General features: G+C 70.2%; 14 protein-coding genes. 7 read left to right on the forward strand and 7 right to left on the reverse strand.

All coding sequences use genetic code 11. The annotated features are described in order from the left end of the window. Positions 1–84 precede the first annotated feature (84 nt). Positions 85–2,712, forward strand: a complete 2,628-nt coding sequence (locus KAF39_RS06820) for a right-handed parallel beta-helix repeat-containing protein (RefSeq protein ID WP_307805114.1) — start codon at positions 85–87, stop codon at positions 2,710–2,712. A 10-nt stretch (positions 2,713–2,722) separates the two neighbouring features. Beyond that, positions 2,723–4,033 (forward strand): hypothetical protein, encoded by a 1,311-nt coding sequence (locus KAF39_RS06825; RefSeq protein WP_210676562.1) that lies wholly within the window; start codon positions 2,723–2,725, stop codon positions 4,031–4,033. Between the two features lie 102 nt (positions 4,034–4,135). On the opposite strand, the gene KAF39_RS06830 is transcribed toward KAF39_RS06825, so the two are convergent. From KAF39_RS06830 to KAF39_RS06840, 3 genes are read right to left on the reverse strand one after another with little or no spacing between them, the layout of a single operon-like run. Continuing rightward, a complete protein-coding gene (locus KAF39_RS06830) occupies positions 4,136–5,272 on the reverse strand; it encodes a glycosyltransferase (RefSeq protein WP_210676563.1) in 1,137 nt (378 codons plus the stop codon). Beyond that, positions 5,269–6,462 (reverse strand): DUF1972 domain-containing protein, encoded by a 1,194-nt coding sequence (locus KAF39_RS06835; protein WP_210676564.1) that lies wholly within the window; start codon positions 6,460–6,462, stop codon positions 5,269–5,271. The genes KAF39_RS06830 and KAF39_RS06835 overlap by 4 nt, the downstream gene beginning before the upstream one ends. Positions 6,463–6,466: 4 nt before the next feature. Next, the gene (locus tag KAF39_RS06840) at positions 6,467–7,993 is read right to left on the reverse strand and encodes a sugar transferase (RefSeq protein WP_210676565.1); all 1,527 of its coding nucleotides are present in this window, start codon (positions 7,991–7,993) and stop codon (positions 6,467–6,469) included. Between the two features lie 359 nt (positions 7,994–8,352). Between KAF39_RS06840 and KAF39_RS06845 the strand changes: the two genes are divergently transcribed. Beyond that, on the forward strand, positions 8,353–9,498 hold the full coding sequence (locus KAF39_RS06845; RefSeq protein ID WP_210677979.1) for a low temperature requirement protein A: 1,146 nt from the start codon (positions 8,353–8,355) through the stop codon (positions 9,496–9,498). A 9-nt stretch (positions 9,499–9,507) separates the two neighbouring features. Here KAF39_RS06845 and KAF39_RS06850 read toward each other — a convergent pair whose 3' ends face one another. After that, positions 9,508–10,122, reverse strand: coding sequence for a TetR/AcrR family transcriptional regulator (locus KAF39_RS06850; protein WP_210676567.1), 615 nt, complete (start codon positions 10,120–10,122; stop codon positions 9,508–9,510). Between the two features lie 362 nt (positions 10,123–10,484). Between KAF39_RS06850 and KAF39_RS06855 the strand changes: the two genes are divergently transcribed. The 3 genes from KAF39_RS06855 (at position 10,485) to KAF39_RS06865 (ending at position 13,138) form a co-directional block, all read left to right on the forward strand. Continuing rightward, positions 10,485–11,447, forward strand: coding sequence for an intradiol ring-cleavage dioxygenase (locus KAF39_RS06855; protein ID WP_210676568.1), 963 nt, complete (start codon positions 10,485–10,487; stop codon positions 11,445–11,447). 195 nt (positions 11,448–11,642) lie between these two features. Continuing rightward, on the forward strand, positions 11,643–11,921 hold the full coding sequence (locus KAF39_RS06860; protein WP_210676570.1) for a hypothetical protein: 279 nt from the start codon (positions 11,643–11,645) through the stop codon (positions 11,919–11,921). A 101-nt stretch (positions 11,922–12,022) separates the two neighbouring features. Then, on the forward strand, positions 12,023–13,138 hold the full coding sequence (locus tag KAF39_RS06865; protein ID WP_210677980.1) for an acyl-CoA desaturase: 1,116 nt from the start codon (positions 12,023–12,025) through the stop codon (positions 13,136–13,138). Positions 13,139–13,205: 67 nt separating this feature from the next. Here the strand turns inward: KAF39_RS06865 and KAF39_RS06870 are convergent, their stop codons facing one another. The 3 genes from KAF39_RS06870 to KAF39_RS06880 form a co-directional block, all read right to left on the reverse strand. Next, a complete protein-coding gene (locus KAF39_RS06870) occupies positions 13,206–14,603 on the reverse strand; it encodes a cell division initiation protein (protein ID WP_210676572.1) in 1,398 nt (465 codons plus the stop codon). Between the two features lie 207 nt (positions 14,604–14,810). Continuing rightward, on the reverse strand, positions 14,811–15,335 hold the full coding sequence (locus KAF39_RS06875) for a hypothetical protein (RefSeq protein ID WP_210676574.1): 525 nt from the start codon (positions 15,333–15,335) through the stop codon (positions 14,811–14,813). A 29-nt stretch (positions 15,336–15,364) separates the two neighbouring features. Beyond that, entirely contained in the window at positions 15,365–15,670 is a 306-nt protein-coding gene (locus KAF39_RS06880; RefSeq protein ID WP_210676575.1) for a hypothetical protein, read from the reverse strand. A 164-nt stretch (positions 15,671–15,834) separates the two neighbouring features. On the opposite strand from KAF39_RS06880, the gene KAF39_RS06885 reads away from it, so the two are divergent. Next, complete coding sequence (locus KAF39_RS06885) at positions 15,835–17,160, forward strand: FG-GAP-like repeat-containing protein (protein WP_210676577.1); 1,326 nt, start codon at positions 15,835–15,837, stop codon at positions 17,158–17,160. Positions 17,161–17,183: the final 23 nt, after the last annotated feature.

Consider the following 17,183-nt stretch of genomic DNA (forward strand, 5'->3'; position numbering starts at 1 on the left):
AGGGGGGCTCGCTCTTTGTCGCCGGGGTTGAAACTGCGGCGAAGCGTGGGTGATCGTGTAATCCGCCCCAGAAACGGTGACATCGTGTCCTTTCCGTTCCCTGCCCATCCCGTATCGCACAGCGCTCCGCGCCAGCCTCGTCGGCTCCTCGCCGCCGCCCTCGGCGTCGCGGTCGCCCTCTCCGGTGCCCTCGTCGCCACGCCCGTGGCGGCGGCGACCGGGGCCGCCTCCGTCATCCGACCGGCGGCAGCCGCCGCTCCCGCTCCTCTGCTGTCCGATCCCATGAACCGCACCGTCGCCTCCGGGTGGGGTGCGTCTCCCGTCGGCGCCTGGCGCGTCATCGAGGGCGTCTCGAGCGTCTCGAACGGCCGGGCGATGCTCGCCAGCCGCAAGCCGGGCATCACCGCCCGGGCGACGGTCGCCGGGGTGAGCGCCGCCGACGTGAACAGCCGATTCACCCTCTCGGTCCCGGCGCTGCCGGTCGGCGGCCCGCTGTATCTCGCGCAGGCCGTCCGCATCACCGGCAAGGACTCGTACGGCGTGCGCGTGCGCGTGCACCCGGACGGTTCCGCCTATGTGTCCCTGGTCCGGATGACCGACCTTACCGCGGTGCAGAGCCTGAGCGAGCGCCGACTCCCGTTCACGGTCAAGGCAGGCATGACCGTGGGTGTGGCGCTGGGCGTCACGGGGACGAACCCGGTGTCGCTCGGCGCGAAGGCCTGGGTGAACGGGGCCGCCGAACCGTCCGCGTGGCAGGTCACGCACACCGACTCCTCGGCCACGCGGATCCCGTCGGCCGGCGGCTACGGGTTCGCCCTCTACACGTCTTCGGGCGCGAAGGCCGCCGTTCCGGTGGCGATCGACGACGTGGTCGCCGCCGCTCCGGCTCCTGCTCCCGCGCCTGCTCCGGCCCCGGCGCCCGCTCCTGCTCCGGCCCCCGCTCCTGCTCCCGCTCCCGCCCCGGCTCCCGCACCGGCTCCCGCTCCGACTCCCGCTCCGGTCACGCCGACGACGCCGGCGACCCCCGCCGGCGTCCGCGGCGCGCCGGGTGCCGCGGCCCCCGGCTCGCTCTCCTATGCCGCGCCGGCCACGGCCGTCTACGCGTCGCCGACGGGCTCCGACGGTGCCTCGGGGACGAAGTCCGCTCCGGTGCGCACCATCGCCGCCGCCCTCCGGCTCGTGCCGAACGGCGGTACGGTCGTCCTCCGCGGCGGCACCTACCACGAGGAGGTCATCGTCCCCGCGCAGAAGCGCGTGACGATCCAGCCCGCCCCGAACGAGGCGGTGTGGATGGACGGAGCCAAGGCCGTCACCGGCTGGAAGCCCTCCGGCAGGACATGGGCGGTCGACGGCTGGGATGTCGCCCTCGACTCGAGCCCCACCTACACGAAGGGCGCCCCCGACAACACCCAGCCGGAATGGCGCTTCGTCGACCCGGCGCATCCGATGGCCGCTCACCCCGACCAGGTCTGGGTCGCGGGCGCGCAGCTGCGGGAGGTGCGTTCTGCGGACGAGGTGGTCGCGGGCACCTTCTTCGTCGACGATCGCGCCAAGCGCCTCGTGATCGGCACGGATCCGACCGGCAAGACGGTGGAGGCCAGCGTCCTCACGCAGGCGCTGTCGATCCGCTCCGCGGGGTCCGAGGTGCGCGGTATCGGGGTCCGCCGGTATGCGACGAGCGTCCCGCAGATGGGCACGGTGATCGCGGCGGCGAACGACGTCACGCTCACGGACGTCACCATCCGCGACAACTCGACGACCGGTTTCTACTCGTGGGCGCAGCGCACGACGCTGACGCGGGTCTCGCTGATCGGCAACGGTCTCCTCGGCGGCGGCGCGTCGCAGGCCGACGGGATGAAGGTCACCCAGATGCTCTCGGTCGGCAACAACGCGGAGCACTTCAACCACGCGCCCGTGTCCGGCGCGTTCAAGGTCACGCGCACGCAGGGCGTGACCGTGACCGACAGCGCCTTCACCGGCAATGCGGGTCGGGGTCCGTGGTTCGACGAGTCGGTCATCGACATCGTGTTCACGGGCAACGACGTCATCGGCAACGCGGGCCACGGGGTCCTCGTGGAGCTCTCGGAGCGTGCTGTCGTCGCGGACAACATCATCGCCCGCAACGGAGATTTCGGGCTGTTCGTCCTGAACTCCGGCAACGTGAAGATCTGGAACAACACGTTCGTCGGCAACGGCGACCGTAACGTCAGCATCGGGCAGGACGACCGCCGGGCCTCCGACCCGAACGCGGCCGGCCACGACCCGCGCACCCGGTTCGCGCCGCTCGCGCCGTGGATCGTGCGCAACACCGTGATGTCCAACAACGTGATGGCCGAGAGCGCCGGCAACTGCCTGGTGTGCGTGCAGGACTTCTCGCAGACGTTCACGGGTGCGCAGATGATGTCGAGCACCAACGGCAACTTGTACCACCGTGCCTCCGCCAGCGCTCCGCGATGGTTCTCGGCCTGGTCGAGGGGCTCCGTCTCGCGGGACCCGGCGGTCGCCGACACCCTCGCCGCGTTCACCGCGGCGACCGGGCAGGACCGGCGCTCGCAGCTCGTGCAGGGGGCGTCGGTGGTGTCCTCGACCTACGTGCTGATCCCCGCGCAGGCACAGCGTCAGGCCGCCATCGCGGTCCCGGTCCCGTCGGATGTGGCATCGGTATCGCGACTCCCCGGCAACAGCGCGACCCTGGGGGCCCTGCCGCGGTGACGATCTAGGTATGGGTTCTCTTCTCGCTGTCGGCGCCCGCGCGCTGACGATGGTCATCGCGCTGGTCTGCGGCGTTCTCACGACACGGATGATCATCGGGGACGCGGGCGTCGGCAGCTTCGCCCTCTATACGCTGCTCACCACCATCCCGTCGCTGCTGACCTTCACCGACCTCGGCAGCGGCGCGGTCCTCGTCAACGCGGTGGCGACCAGCGACGACGTCCGGACCGACGAGAAGCTGCGGTATCAGCTCACGTCGGTCGGTCGGGTTCTCCTGATGTTCGCCGCCTCGGCGATGGCGGTCAACACGGTGCTGCTCGCCACCGGGGCGTGGGAGGTGGTCTTCGGCGACGCCGGGGGCGAACCGGGGGCGTCCCTGGCGGCGTTCTTCTGCGTCACGATCTTCTGCCTCGGGATCCCGTTGGGCATCTGGGCGCGGATCATGCTCGGCCAGCGCAAGAACCACATCGTGATCCTGCTGCAGGGGCTCATCTCGCCCCTCACCCTGGCCGGGGTCTGGCTGCTGCTCACGTTCGGAGGCGAGAACCTCCACTCGTACGTCGCGATCGCCTCGTTCGCGGCATCGCTCATCGTGTCGATCCTGGGCGTTCTCATCACGGCGCGCACGACGTCGCCGCTCATCCCGTCGGCGGCGCGTATGGTCCTCCGGCCACGTCGGTTCCCCGGCGTTCGGGTGATGGACGTCGGGTGGCCCATGCTGGCCCAGATGGTGACCTATCCGATCGCCGTGGGGTCGCAACGGTACGTGATCGCCCAGCTCGGGGGGCCGACGGATGTCGCCGAGTACGGCGTGGCCGGACAGGTCTTCTTCGCGCTCAACGGGCTCGTGATGGCCGGTGGCCTCGCGCTGTGGCCGCACTTCGCCCGGATGCGGCACCAGGGCGACCTGCGTCGCGGGCCGTTCCTGCTCTCCGCGCTGTTCGCCATCGCGGTCGCGCTCGCCACCGTGTTCGTTTGGCTCATCGGCCCGTGGCTGTTCGGCTTCATCACGCAGGGGGAGCTGGTGGTCCGCCCGACCACCATCTTCGCGTTCGGCCTCATGATCATGCTCACTGCCGCCGTCTACCCGCTCGGGATGTTCATCATGGACAAGCCCGGCATCCGGTTCCAGGTGATTCCGACCCTCAGCATGGCGGCCGTCGGGATCACGCTGGCGTTCGTGCTCACGCCGATCCTGGGGATCGTCGGTCCGCTCCTCGGCGTCGCTTTCGCGCTGCTGGTCTGCCAGCTGATCCCGTTCTCGATCTACATCGTCCGCAACCGCGCCCGGCTCACCGCCGACTCCGCCGCCGCCGTCTGACCTGGGCTTCCGTCTCCGCATGGTCGGCGCGAGCCTGAGGACGCCCGGCCACGGGTCCGCGCCGCGCCGACGCAGGGCCGTCGGTGTGGCAGTGGGGCCCGGTCAGTCCAGGACGCCGGTGGCGACGGCGGTGCGGTAGACGGCGGGAGCGTGACGGCGCTGCGCCTCGTCGCGGCTGTCGGCGACGCCGGCCACGAGCTCGTCCCAGCGCGTACGGACGTCGTCGAGCGCGGCGGCGATCGCGGCGGGGTCATCCGGTGTGACGAGCTGGGCGGTGGCGTAACCACCCGCTGCCTCCCGGAGGCCGCTGCTGTCGCTGGCGATGACGGGGCGCAGCGCGAGGACGCCCTCGACTGCCGTGTTCCCGAACGGTTCGTCCACCCGGGACGGCACGACCAGGACATCGGCGTCGGCGAGGAAGGGCCAGATGTCCGCGTGGAACCCGGCGAAATGGACCGGGACCCCCGTCTCGTCGGCACGGCGACGAAGGTCCTGCTCGAACCACTCGTACCCCTCGAAGACGGCGCCCAGCAGGGTGACGTCGACGGCACGCCCGGCGGCGCGGAGCCTGGCGGCCGCGTCGATGATCAGGTCAGGACCCTTCCGCGGGGAGAGCCGACCGACGTAGAGCACGCGCAGGGCGCCGTCGATGCGGGGGCGCGGCGGGGTGGGCTCGGCTGGCGACGCGACGCCGTTGAACACGATGCGCGTGCGGTCGGCCAACGCGGGCAGGGCCCGCCGGATGGTGTCCAGGCTGAACCGACTGTTCACCAGCGTCCGCGTGGACGCGAGGTGAGGCGCGTAGAGCAGGCGATTCACCAGCGTGTTGCCCGAAGCCTCGGCCTCGTGCACGTGGCTGACGGCCCGGGTGCCGCGGGCCCGGGCGATGAGCGGCCACTGCGGGATGATGATGGTCGACACGTACACGGCGTCGGGGCGAAGTCGCCCGATCAGCCGCCAGGCGGCGCCGAGGCCGCGGAACATGTCGCGGAAGAGGCGGGGGAGACCACGCGGGGTGAGCAGCACCTTGCGGAGGACGAGCATCGGCACGATGACGACCTCGGCACCCGCGGCGCGCAGCGGCGCGACCAGGAGGCCCGTGCTGGGCAGGGCGACGACGACACGGGCGCCCGCATCGACGAGGCCGGCCGCGCTCTCCAGCAGCATCCGGTCGGAGCCGAACATCTCGGCACCCGGGTGGACGAGCAGCACCGTCTTCCGGCGGTCTCCGGCGGTCATCGTGCCGTGTCCGCGGGTGCGGGCGTCCAGTCCGTGCTCCGCCGACGCGCGCGCCGAGCGGATCGGTGGATGCTGGAGCCTTCCGCCAGGCGGCGGGCGAGGCTCTCGTACTCGTCGGCGACGTCGTCCCAGCGGAAGCGGGTGCGCGCGATCTCCTGGACCGCGGCGGCGTGCGCCTCACGGGTGGCGGGATCGGCTTCCGCGGCCTCCACGTGCGTTGCGACGTCGTCCGCGGCGGCGAAGAACCAGCCGTTCCCGTCGAGCACCTCCCGGTTGAACGGCACTTCGAACCCGATCACCGCGGTGCGGGCGCCCATGGCGCGCAGCAACGACGGGTTGGTGCCGCCGACGGAGTGGCCGTGCAGGTACGTCGCGGCGTGCGCGTAGAGCGCGTCGAGGAGGTCCTGATCGTAGACGCCGCCCACGAGGCGGATCCGCTCGTCGCCGGCGGCCGCGTCGTGGATCTCCTGGATGTATCCGGCGGAGTAGGGGGCGGAACCCACCACCACGAGGGGCAGCCGCGCGGAGCTCGCGCGGTAGCCGCGGACGATCTCGAGCACGTGGTTCTCCGGCTCGAACCGCGCGACCACGAGGTGGAAGCCGTCGGGCGTGAGGTCCATCTCGGCGAGACGGTCGGTCGACGGCTCGTCCAGGATCGGCGCGCCGTAGCGGATGAGCTCGGTGGGCACGTCGAACTGGTGGCGGTAGTAGTCGGAGATGCCCGGGGCGTCGGCGATGAGCGCGTCCCCGGTGCGGACGCCGAACTGCTCGGCCCAGCGGTAGTAGGCCTTACCACGCGGTCCCCACTTCGAACGTCGCCACTCCAGTCCGTCCATGTGGAGGGCGACGGGCGCCCGACGCAGACGGAGCAGCGGCAGGAACGGCGAGTTCGCCGCGTTGAAGACGAACGTGGCGTCGGGGCGACGGTGGAACAGGAGGTGCAGAGCCGACAGGCCGGTGTGACTGAGCGTCTCGACCTGCTTCACCGGGACGGCGGGAAGGTGCACCACCCGCATTCCGAGGTACTCCTTCTCGCGGTGTTCGGACCCGCGCGTGTACACGACGACGTCGTGCCCGCGGTCGGCGAGTCGGCGGCCCACCTCTTCGATGGCCGTCTCGAACCCGCCGTAGGCGGCGGGCACGCCGCGGGTCCCCACCATCGCGATCGTGAGGGGTGTCGTATTACTCATCCGCTCAGTATGCCCCGCTCGGCTGCGCCATGACCTTGGCGGTGCGCCACATGATCTGGAGGTCGTTCATGACGGACCAGTTCTCCACGTACCGGAGGTCGAGGCGCACGCTCTCGTCCCACGACAGGTCGCTGCGCCCGGAGACCTGCCACAGGCCCGTGATGCCGGGCTTGATGTACAGGCGACGGAACACCGTCCCGTCGTACGCGGTGACCTCACTCGGCAGCGGCGGACGAGGGCCCACGACGCTCATGTCGCCGACGAGGACGTTCCAGAACTGCGGGAGCTCGTCGAGGGAGAGCTTGCGCAGCACCTTGCCGACGCGCGTGACCCGCGGGTCGTCCTTCATCTTGAAGAGGAGGCCGGCGCCCTCGTTGTGCTCCTTGAGCGCGGCCAGCTGCTTCTCCGCGTCGGTGCGCATGGAGCGGAACTTGACCATCTTGAACGTGCGCCCGTCACGACCGACGCGCTCCTGGAAGAAGAACACCGGTCCCGGCGAGTCGAGCTTGATGAGGGCGCTGAGCACGGGCGTGAGCAGCGCGATCGGGATCAGTGCGATCGTGGCGACCACGATGTCCAGGGCACGCTTGAGCAGGTGCACCCCGCCCTCATAGGTCGGGATCTTCACCTGGATCAGCGGAAGGCCGTCGACCTGCCGCAGCGAGATGCGGGGGCCCGCGACGTCCGTCAGGCGGCTGGAGAGCACGAGCTCGGCGGCTGTGCCCTCGAGCTGCCAGCTGAGCTGCTTGACGAAGTCGGGGGACCCCTCGGGGCGGCTCGCCACGATGATGGTGTCCGCCCCGAGCTGTGCCGCCGCCGCGGCGACGGTGTCCACATCGCCCACGACCGGGTAGATGCTCTCCCCGATCCTGAGCGCGCCGGCCGTGCGATCCAGCAACGTCGTCCCCACGACGTGATAGCCGTTCTCCCCGCCCTTCTGCAGGGAGTCGATCACATATTCGACGTCCTCGGTGGCGCCGACCACCAGTGTCCTCGACGCGAACCGCCCGGACAGGCGCTGCCGCTGCAGCCAGCGGCGCCATGTCCAGCGGGCGAAGAGGAGGCCGAGCATGCCGACCGGAAGTGCGATGAAGAACAGCGGCTGCAGTCCTTCCCACTCCAGGAGCACGCCCGCGATGGCGGTGATGCCGAAGGCGAGACCGGCCGCGTGTGCCACGCGGCGGTACTCGGTGGCCCCGGACCCGAAGATGGCGGCGGCTCGGCTGTTGAGCGCCGACAGCATCAGGTACCAGGCGAGGCTCAGCAATGCGGCGTTGCGCACAGCCTCGGTCACCGCGACGCCGGTGACCAGTTGGACCGCCGCCGTCAGTGCGACGGCGATCAGGATGACAGCCGCATCCGTGATCCGCAGCCGCATCCGATAGCGACGCTCCCACTGGAGGCGTCGTTCGAGCGTCGCCGACACGCGCGGCGTGCTCGCCGCCGGCGTCACCGACGCGGTCGCTCGCGGAGCCGTGATCGGCGTGAAACCCGTACGAGCGATGCTCAGAGCATCCTCGACGGAAGTCATGCCGAGGCCCCTTGAGCCGTGAATGTACGCAGATAACCCCAGTGCGCCATCGTTTCCCCAGTTTTCCCCAGACCGTGAACCCCACGTTCACGGACACGTCTGCGTCCCGACCCCTCGGGTCCTGCTGATGCTTCGCGATCCCACATCGCGAAGGGCGTCCTCATCGTCCCAACCGATGAGGCGTGCAGCAGGCACTGCAGACGTCCAACACTGTAGCGGATCCCGGCGGCGGACGGAAGCGCCCGCCGGGGATTGGTCGCGAATCGGATCCGGAATACTGCATGACGGTGCGTGCGCGGGGCTAGTCTGTCGCGGTGACCGTGCCGTCCTCCTCGAGTCCTCGCTTCCGCCTGCGCGCCATGGTGCCGCGCGATCCCGCGCAGCCGCATCGCACCGCGAGCCCGCTGGAGCTCTTCTTCGACCTGGTGTTCGTCGTGGCGGTGAGCATCGCCTCGGCCCAGCTGCACCACGCCCTCAGTCACGGGGAGTTCGTGCACGGGGTCACGTCCTACGCGATGCTGTTCTTCGCGATCTGGTGGGCCTGGATGAACTTCACATGGTTCGCGACCTCGTTCGACACCGACGACTGGCCGTATCGGATCGCCACGTTCGTCCAGATGGCGGGGGTCCTCATCCTCGCCGCCGGGATCCCGGCGGCGTTCGAGCACGGCGACTTCACCCTCCCCGTGATCGGCTACGTCGTGATGCGCGTCGCGATGGTGACGCAGTGGCTGCGCGCCTCCCGTACCGCGGGCCCGCTCCGCGGCGTCGCGCTCCGGTACGCGGGAGGGATCGCCGTGGTGCAGGTGCTGTGGATCCTGTTCCTGCTGATCCCGTCCGGACCCGTCCAGCTCACCGCGTTCGTCGTGTTCGCTGTCATCGAGATCTCCGTCCCGGTGTTCGCCGAGCGACGGGGGCAGACGCCCTGGCACCCCCATCACATCACCGAGCGCTACGGACTCTTCACCCTCATCGTGCTCGGCGAGAGCCTCCTCGCCTCCGCCAACGCCATCATCGACGCGCTCGACGAAGTGGAGCGACTGGGGCCTCTGCTGGCGATCTCCGCGCTCGCGTTCGTCGTCACGGCGTCGCTGTGGTGGATCTACTTCTGGCCGCCGCACCACCGGGCGATCGCGAGCCTGGGCCGGTCGCTGCGGTACGGCTACACGCACTACTTCGTGTTCGCGGCGGCCGCGGCGTTCTCCGCCGGAGTCGAGGTCGAGCTGGACGTGATGACGGGGGAGAGTCACCTGTCGCCGGTGGCCGCCACCTTCACGGTGTCGATCCCGATCGCCGTCTTCCTCCTGGGGATCTGGTGGATCGCGATCCGCGACAACGCCGACCGGATCGTGAACACGGTGATCCCGCTCGGTGCCCTCGTGGTGCTGCTCGACCCGTTCGTCCCGGTCCCGGTCGCGCTCACCGCAGCGGTCATGGTCGCGATCGTCGTGGTGCTCGTCCGGCATCCCCCGGTCCTCCGCGCAGCCGCGCGACCGGACGCGTGAGCCGGTGCGTCAGACGCAGGCGGCGAAGAGGTCGAGGCAGTCGCGGCGCAGCCGGTCGATCGCATCCGCGTCACCACGCAGGTGGCGGATGAGCGCGTGCTGCATCATTCCGTCCGTGAGCGCGTAGGCGAGGAGCGGGGGGAAGCGGCTGGGGCGCCCGCAGAGCTCCGTGTAGCGTTCCACGACGGTCCAGATCGCCTGCTGCAGCTGGGCCTCGACCTCCGCGATCGTGTCACCGAAGCCGGACTCGAAGAGGGCCTGGTTGCGCAGGTCATACCAGAGGCGGTGCAGCGGTGCGTCGTCGCGCACGCTGCGGGCGAGTTCATCGGCGACGGCCGCGGCCAGGCCCTCGGCAGTGTCCGCTTCGGCGAGGACGGCCAGGTACCGGTCGCCCAGCCCGTGCTTCGAGATCCGCACCGCCTCGGCGATGAGGTCGTTCTTGTCGGTGAAGTAGTAGTGCAGCGAGCCGTGGGAGAGCTCCGAGTGCTGAGCGATCTCGCGGAGTCCCGTCCGGGCGAATCCGCGCTCGGCGATGGTCTCGAGCGCGGCCTCGGCCAGGGCGCGCCGGCGAAGGGCGAACTTGTCCGTGCCCGCGCGTTCCGCTCTCTTGGTCGCTGTCGTCATCGTGCTACCCCCGGTCTCGTCCCCTTCGGGATCGGTGCGGGCAATGCTATGGCATCACGCGCGTTCTGGACAGGTGGCCAGGAAAAACTTGACAGGTGGCCAACTCCGTGTTCGACTGGATGTGCACGGCCGTGTCTGTCCCCCCAGCCGGTCGTCGTCGTGGCCGCGAGAGCGACTCCCCCTCGCTCCGGCCCGCGCTGTCGCCGATTTCTCGTGCCGCAGCGTCGCAGAGCGGAGCGGTGTCCCCGCACCCTCCGCTCTGCTCTCGCTCCCTCATGATCTTCATCGGTCCGGCATAGCCTCCTGACTGGTGCCGCACGCATCATGGTCGCATCGCCGAGCCCGCTCGAGAGGAGCGCACCATGAACCGTATCCCGCAGCCCACGCCGACGCCGGACGGTCCGACCTACGAGGGACGACCGCTGGATCGCGCCGACGAGGAAGTGGTCGACCAGGGAGTGGCGTTCGATCTCCGGACGCTGATGAGTCGACGGGGCCTGCTGATCGGTGGAGGCCTGGGACTCGGCGCCGTCGTGCTCGCCGCCTGCACGCCGTCCGCCACCGGCTCGGCGAGCTCGACCTCCGCCCCGACGCCCGGTGCCACGACCGCGGCGACCGATACCACCGTGGCGGAGATCCCGGATGAGACGGCAGGGCCGTACCCGGGTGACGGCTCGAACGGTCCGGACGTGCTCGAAGAGGCGGGGATCATCCGCCAGGACATCCGGTCCTCCCTTGACGGCGGCGCCGTCGCCGAAGGGGTGCCGCTCTCTCTCGAGCTGCAGATCCTCGACCTCGCGAATGGCGGAGCGCCGTTCGCGGGCGTCGCCGTCTATGCCTGGCACTGCACCGCGCAGGGGGAGTACTCGCTGTACTCGGCGGGGCTGGAGGACGTCTCCTACCTCCGTGGCGTGCAGGTCGCGGATGAGGACGGGCGCGTGTCGTTCACGTCCGTCTTCCCCGGGTGCTACTCGGGGCGGTGGCCGCACGTGCATTTCGAGGTCTACCCGGACGCCGCCTCGATCACGGATGTCTCGAACGCGATCGCCACCTCGCAACTCGCGCTTCCCGAGGACGCGTGCCGAGCGGTGTACGCGGAGGCGGCGTACGCCGGGTCTGCGGAGAACCTGGCGCGGATCTCGATGGCCACGGACAACGTCTTCGGTGACGACGGGGGCGCCACTCAGGTCGCGACGACGACGGGAAGCGTCGCCGGCGGGTACGCCGCAACGCTCGTGGTGGGCGTGGACACGACGACGGCCCCGAGCGGCGGCTCCGCGCCCGGAGGAGGGGGTGCGCCGGGCGGTGCCCCGCCCGGCGCGTGAGGCGCCGGAAGGCGGAACCGGGTGATCTGCTAGACTGATCGAGCAACGTGTGCGTTTCGCCCCCTCTCGGCCGCCTCGTCGCCACTGATCAGGGCCATCCACGGACCACGCACATCGACGCGCGCGGAATCCGCCCTCGGTCTCTCGACATGCGGAGCGCGACAGCGCGCCCGCCCCACAGCAATGAGCATCAGCATGAGTACCACCACTGTCCCTCCGTCCGACCCTCTCACCTGGAAGCAGGCCGACGTCGACGTGCACGTCGCCACCCGTGACGGGGAATTCGCCGGCTTCGTCGAATTCGACGGCTCCGCCCACCGCCTCCATGACCAGCGCGGCACCGACCTCGGGTCCTTCCCCGTGCTCGACGACGCGTTCCGGGCCCTCGCCGCCGCGCAGGAACCCGCGCGCCCCGGTGTCTCGCCGAAGAGGGCGCGGCCACGGCGTCGGCACCTGCGCCGCGCCCGCGCCTGAGTCGTATGCCGCCTCGCGTATGCGAGCGCGGTTAGTGTGGCCACAGCGATCGGCATCCGCCCTTGCTTCTTCAGCTCCAGGGCTCCGAACGGCAGGAGAGCATCATCTCTCTCACTCCCTCCCCGTCCGTCACCGCCACGCTCGGCCCGGTCCGTCAGACCTATGCCGGGAACGCCGACTTCCCTCCTCTCACCCGGGCCTACCGCGACGTCCAGCAGGTCGTGAAGGAGACCGGGCTCCTGCAGCGCACGCCCGTGTTCTACTCCCTCGTCGGGGCGGCTCTCGTCGTCGCGTTCGCCGGTTGCGTCGCCGGCTTCCTGCTCCTGGGTGACAGCTGGTTCCAGCTGCTGATCGCCGCCGCGCTCGGCATCGTCTTCACGCAGGTTGCTTTCCTCGCGCACGAGGCCGCCCACCGGCAGATCCTCTCCACCGGTCCGGCCAACTTCCGGCTGGCCCGCGTGCTCGCCGGCATCATCGGCATGAGCTACCACTGGTGGGACACCAAGCACACGCGTCATCACGGCAACCCGAACCAGGTCGGCAAGGACCCGGACATCCAGGTCGACACCATCTCCTTCCTCGAGACCGACGCGGCACAGTCGCGCGGGATCGTCCGTCTCATCACGCGGAAGCAGGGGTGGCTCTTCTTCCCCCTGCTGACGCTCGAGGGACTCAACCTCCACTACCTCGGCCTGAAGCACCTGCTCACCCGGCGCAACGTGAAGGGGCGCTGGATCGAGCTCGGCCTCATCGTGCTCCGCTTCGCCGTCCTCCTCGTCCCGCTGTTCCTGCTCCTCCCCGTCGGCATGGCCTTCGCCTTCCTCGGGGTGCAGCTCGCCGTGTTCGGTGTCTACATGGGAGCCTCCTTCGCACCGAACCACAAGGGGATGCCGGTCATCGCGCCCGACGCCAAGCTCGACTTCTTCTCGAAGCAGGTGCGCACCTCCCGCAACATCAATGGCGGATGGTGGGTGACGTGGCTGATGGGCGGGCTCAACCACCAGGTCGAGCACCACCTGTTCCCGAACATGTCGCGCCTGCACCTGTCTCGGGCGCGCGAGATCGTGCGGGACTACTGCGCGGCGCAGGGTGTGCCGTACACGGAGACCAGCCTCGCGCGCTCCTACGCGATCGTGATCGCCTACTTGAACCGGGTGGGGCTCGCGGCGCGCGACCCGTTCGACTGCCCGGCGGCGGCGCAGCTCCGCCGCGCCTGAGCGACACGGAGAACGCCGAAGGCGCGAGCAGCGATCTGCTCGCGCCTTCGGCGTTCCGGTGGGCGGGTTACCGCTTCGAGTCGTCCGTCTCGACGACGTCGATCGTGATCTTCTCCAGCGGACGGTCGTCGTCCAGCTCGTCGTCCAGCACCTCATCGCCGAGGAAGGTCTCGACGGCGGTGTCCTCGACGTCGTCCTCGTCCTCGTCCTCGTCGATCGTGGCTTCGGTCACCGCGATCTCGGACGGCACGCCATCGTCGCTGAAGATGCCGTCGGGGCGGATGAGCTCGCGCACCTCGGCCATGAAGCTCGTGAGCTGCTGCTGCTGCCACCGGAGCTGGCGGGCGCGGTCCTCCGCGTCGCGGAGCACCGCAGAGGTGTGCCCGGTGACCGAGTCGACGATCTTCTGCGACTTCACCCGGGCGCGGTCGAGGATCTCGCGCGCGCGGACCTGCGCGTCGGCCTCGATCGCCTGCGCCTGGGAGCGCATCAGCTTCTCGTAGCCGTCGGCCTTCGCGGAGATGCGCTGGGCGTGCTCCAGCGACGCCGTGACCTGCTCGTTCGCGTCGGAGGTGATGCGCTCGGCGTGAGCGACGGCCTGGTTGTGCAGCACGAGGAACTCCTGCTGCGCGTCGTCCTGGCGACGGGTGAGCGTCTCCTCGAACTCGAGCACGCGGGCATTCATCTCCCGCACTTCGCGCTCGGCGTCCGCGCGGAGCTGCGTGGTCTCCCGGGTGACGAGCGACCGCAGCGCGGCGGCACCCTTCTCCGCCTCCGTGCGGATGGCCGTGGCCTCCTGCGACGCCTGGTTGACCTTCTCGGCGGCGTGCGCCGCCTCGCGCTCGATCCGCGCCTCGTGGGCCGTGTACTCGGTCTCCATCTTCAGACGCACCTGATCGGCGTCACGCTGCGCCTGCGACGTGATGCGCTCCGCGTCGGCCTCGGCCTCGGCGCGCTGGGCGGCGACCTCTTCGCGCGCGGCGGCCATCAGACGGTCGGCCTGCACGGCGGCGTTCTGGATGAGGACGTTCGCCTGCTCCTCGGCCACTCGCAGGATCGCCTCGAACTGCTGCCGCGAGGGTGCTTCCTCGCCGTCGGCCTGCGGGGTGTCGACCAGCTCGGAGGTGAGCGTCGCCACCTGCTGCTCCGCGTCGGAGGCCTTCGCGTTGGCGGCGGCGAGTTCGGCTTCGAGGGCTTCGCGCGCCTCGCGCTCCTCGGCCTTGATCGCCTCGATGGCCTCGGCCTCGCGGGCCTTCGCCTCCGCGGCCTCGTCCGCGGCCTGCTGGAGCTGCGCGCGCATCGACGCCAGTGCGGCGTCGACCTCACCCTTGTCGTAGCCGCGGAATCCGATGGTGAACGCCGCAGCGGAGTTCGCGGAGGTGTCGCGAGGCGTCGTCTCGATCAGCTGGTCGAAGAAGTCCGGCGACCGCTCGTCGTCGCGGGGAGTGCCCGTGGAATCGCTCATGGGTTCAAGCCTTTCTGGCATGTCCACGGCACGAAGCGGGGCTCCGTTCAGTGGACGGGGTCGCATGCGCGGGGGAGGAGGCCGCCCGGCATACGCCGTGACCGGGTCCTCGACGGAGGTCCTGCGGGGCGCGGCGCGGGTCCTAGCCTAATTGCGCCGCCTGTGAATCGTCGCCCCTGTTTTCCCGGTGAGGGAACGGGGGAATCGTCAGGGCAGCCGCGTCCACCGGGCGTTCCGGTCGTCGAGAAGCGGTCCGCGTTCGAAAGCGGATGCCGGCCCGTCGGTCACCGCGATCCCGTGCGCGGCGGCCTCCGCCGTCACGAGGGCGCGCAACTCCTTCCACTGCGGTGCCGTCTGCGGGAACCCGAGGTAATCGCGGAACGTCTCGACCCGCAGCAGGGCGCCTGCGGGGTCGGGTGCCACCCGGACGATCGTGTCGTCCGTCTCCACGAAGCGGATGCCGATATCGCCGTCCGCCAGACGCGTGAAGTCCTTGCCGCGTGCAGCGGCGGCCGCGCGCAGCAGATCCGCCGCGACCGCCGGTGACGCGCGGATCACGAGAGTGGCACCGAGCTCGTCGAGGATCTCCCGCATCCGGGCCGAGGTGAAGCGCGCGCCGGCCCGTCGACCCGCCACCGCCGCCCGGCGCCGCACCCAGCCACGCAGGAAGACGCCGATGACGATGAGGCCGACGATGAGCAGCCCGAGGACGAGGACGAGAGGGGTCTCCATGGAGCGCATCGTTCCGGCGTGTGCGGGCGTCAGTGAGGCCCGGCGAGATGGTCCAGCACCAGTTCACCCGAGGCGTTCAGGGCCTGCATCAGCTCCTGGATGCGGTGCGGCTCGATCGTCGGCGGCTCGGCGCTGTCGAACCCGAACTGCAGGGGGATCGCGGGGTGGATCCAGACGCTCGCGCGTCCGTCGACGCCGCCCTCGAGCGGCCGCCACGTCATCATGAAGCTCTCCTGGCGGCGGAGCTTCGTCGCGATGACGATCTTGAGATGCGCGAGCGTCTCGTCTTCGATCACGATCGGGTCGGAGTGCCCGTCGTACCGGAGTCTTCCCATACTGCTGACCGTACACCTCGCGCACGTGCGCCGCGGGTCCCGGATGCGACGGACGGGAACCGACGCACAGGGGTGGCGTTGGCGGTGCACGGCGCGTGCGCTTGGTACGGTGACGGCGGAGGACATCACGTCCCTGGGGCCACCGAGCAAGAGAGAACTTCGAGATGAAGCGCACGTCCCGCTTGCGTCTTGGCCGCATCGGGATCGTCGCCGTGCTCGCGATCGTGCTGGGCTCACTCGCTCCCGCCCTCACCTCGTCCGGCTCCGCGGTCGCCGCATCGGACGGATACATGGTCTACCCGGCCTCCGGGAACATCCAGTCGAAGGTGGGGGATGGCTGTCTCGGGAACTACCGCGCACATGACGGCATCGACATCTCGCGCAACGGAGGGACACCGATCCTCGCGGCCTACGACGGGGTGATCAAGAGCCGCACGTCCAACGGCGGCTACGGCAACTACGTCGACGTGCAGCACCCGGGCGGCTACGTCACCCGCTACGCGCACATGGCGGCACCCGGGTGGTATGCCCCGGGCACCAAGGTTCTGCGCGGGCAGCAGATCGGTGTCGTGGGGAACACCGGGAACTCGGCCGCGTACCACCTGCATTTCGAGGTGTGGCTGAACGGCACGGTCTACTCGCAGATCAATCAGGGCTTCACCTGCCTGGCCGACGTCACACGCGGCGGGACCATTCCGCTGTTCTTCCCTGGCCTCGGCAACGGTGACCCCGCGGGGATCAGCTCCGCCGATTTCACCGGCGACGACAATGCCGATCTCCTCATCGTGGCCGGGAACGGCGATCTGCGGCTGCGGGCGGGTAACGGCCGTGGCGGTCTCGGGGCGCCGACCACCCTGTTCGGTGCGGACTGGGGGAACACCCGACGACACATCACCCATGCGGACTTCAACGGCGACGGCAACGCCGACCTCTTGGTGGCGCGGTCGGACGGAGTCCTGGAGTTCTACGCGGGGAATGGCGCCGGCGGGTTCCGACCGGCGACGACACCGGGGGCGGGCTGGTACAGCATGCGACATGTCGCCTCGGGTGCGGACTTCACCGGTGACGGGCGGCAGGACGTGATCGGTGTGTCCGAGGGCGGTGTGCTCACGGTGTACCGGGGTAATGGGGCGGGCGGGTTCAGCACACCCCACATCACCTACGGTGGCGGGTGGGACAAGTTCCACTACCTCGTCGCCGGCGACTTCGACGGCGACGGGCGCGGCGACATCATGGCGGTCACCGGAACCGGTGCGCTGGTGCTGTACACGGGGGCATCAGGGCTCCGCTCCTCGCGGCAGGTCGGTATCGGATGGCAGGAGTTCACCGAGGTGACCGGCGGCGTGGACTACAACGGCGACGGCCGCGCCGATCTGATCGGGCGGACGGCCGCCGGTCAGCTGTACCTCTATCCGGGCAACGGCAGCGGCGGCTTCGGCGCCAAGATCCTCATGGCTTCGGACGCCGCGGACTACCTGGCGATCGAGTAGGCCGGGTCGAGCCCGCGTATCGT

The sequence above is a fragment of the Microbacterium sp. BLY genome, from assembly GCF_017939615.1.
Lineage (GTDB): Bacteria > Actinomycetota > Actinomycetes > Actinomycetales > Microbacteriaceae > Microbacterium.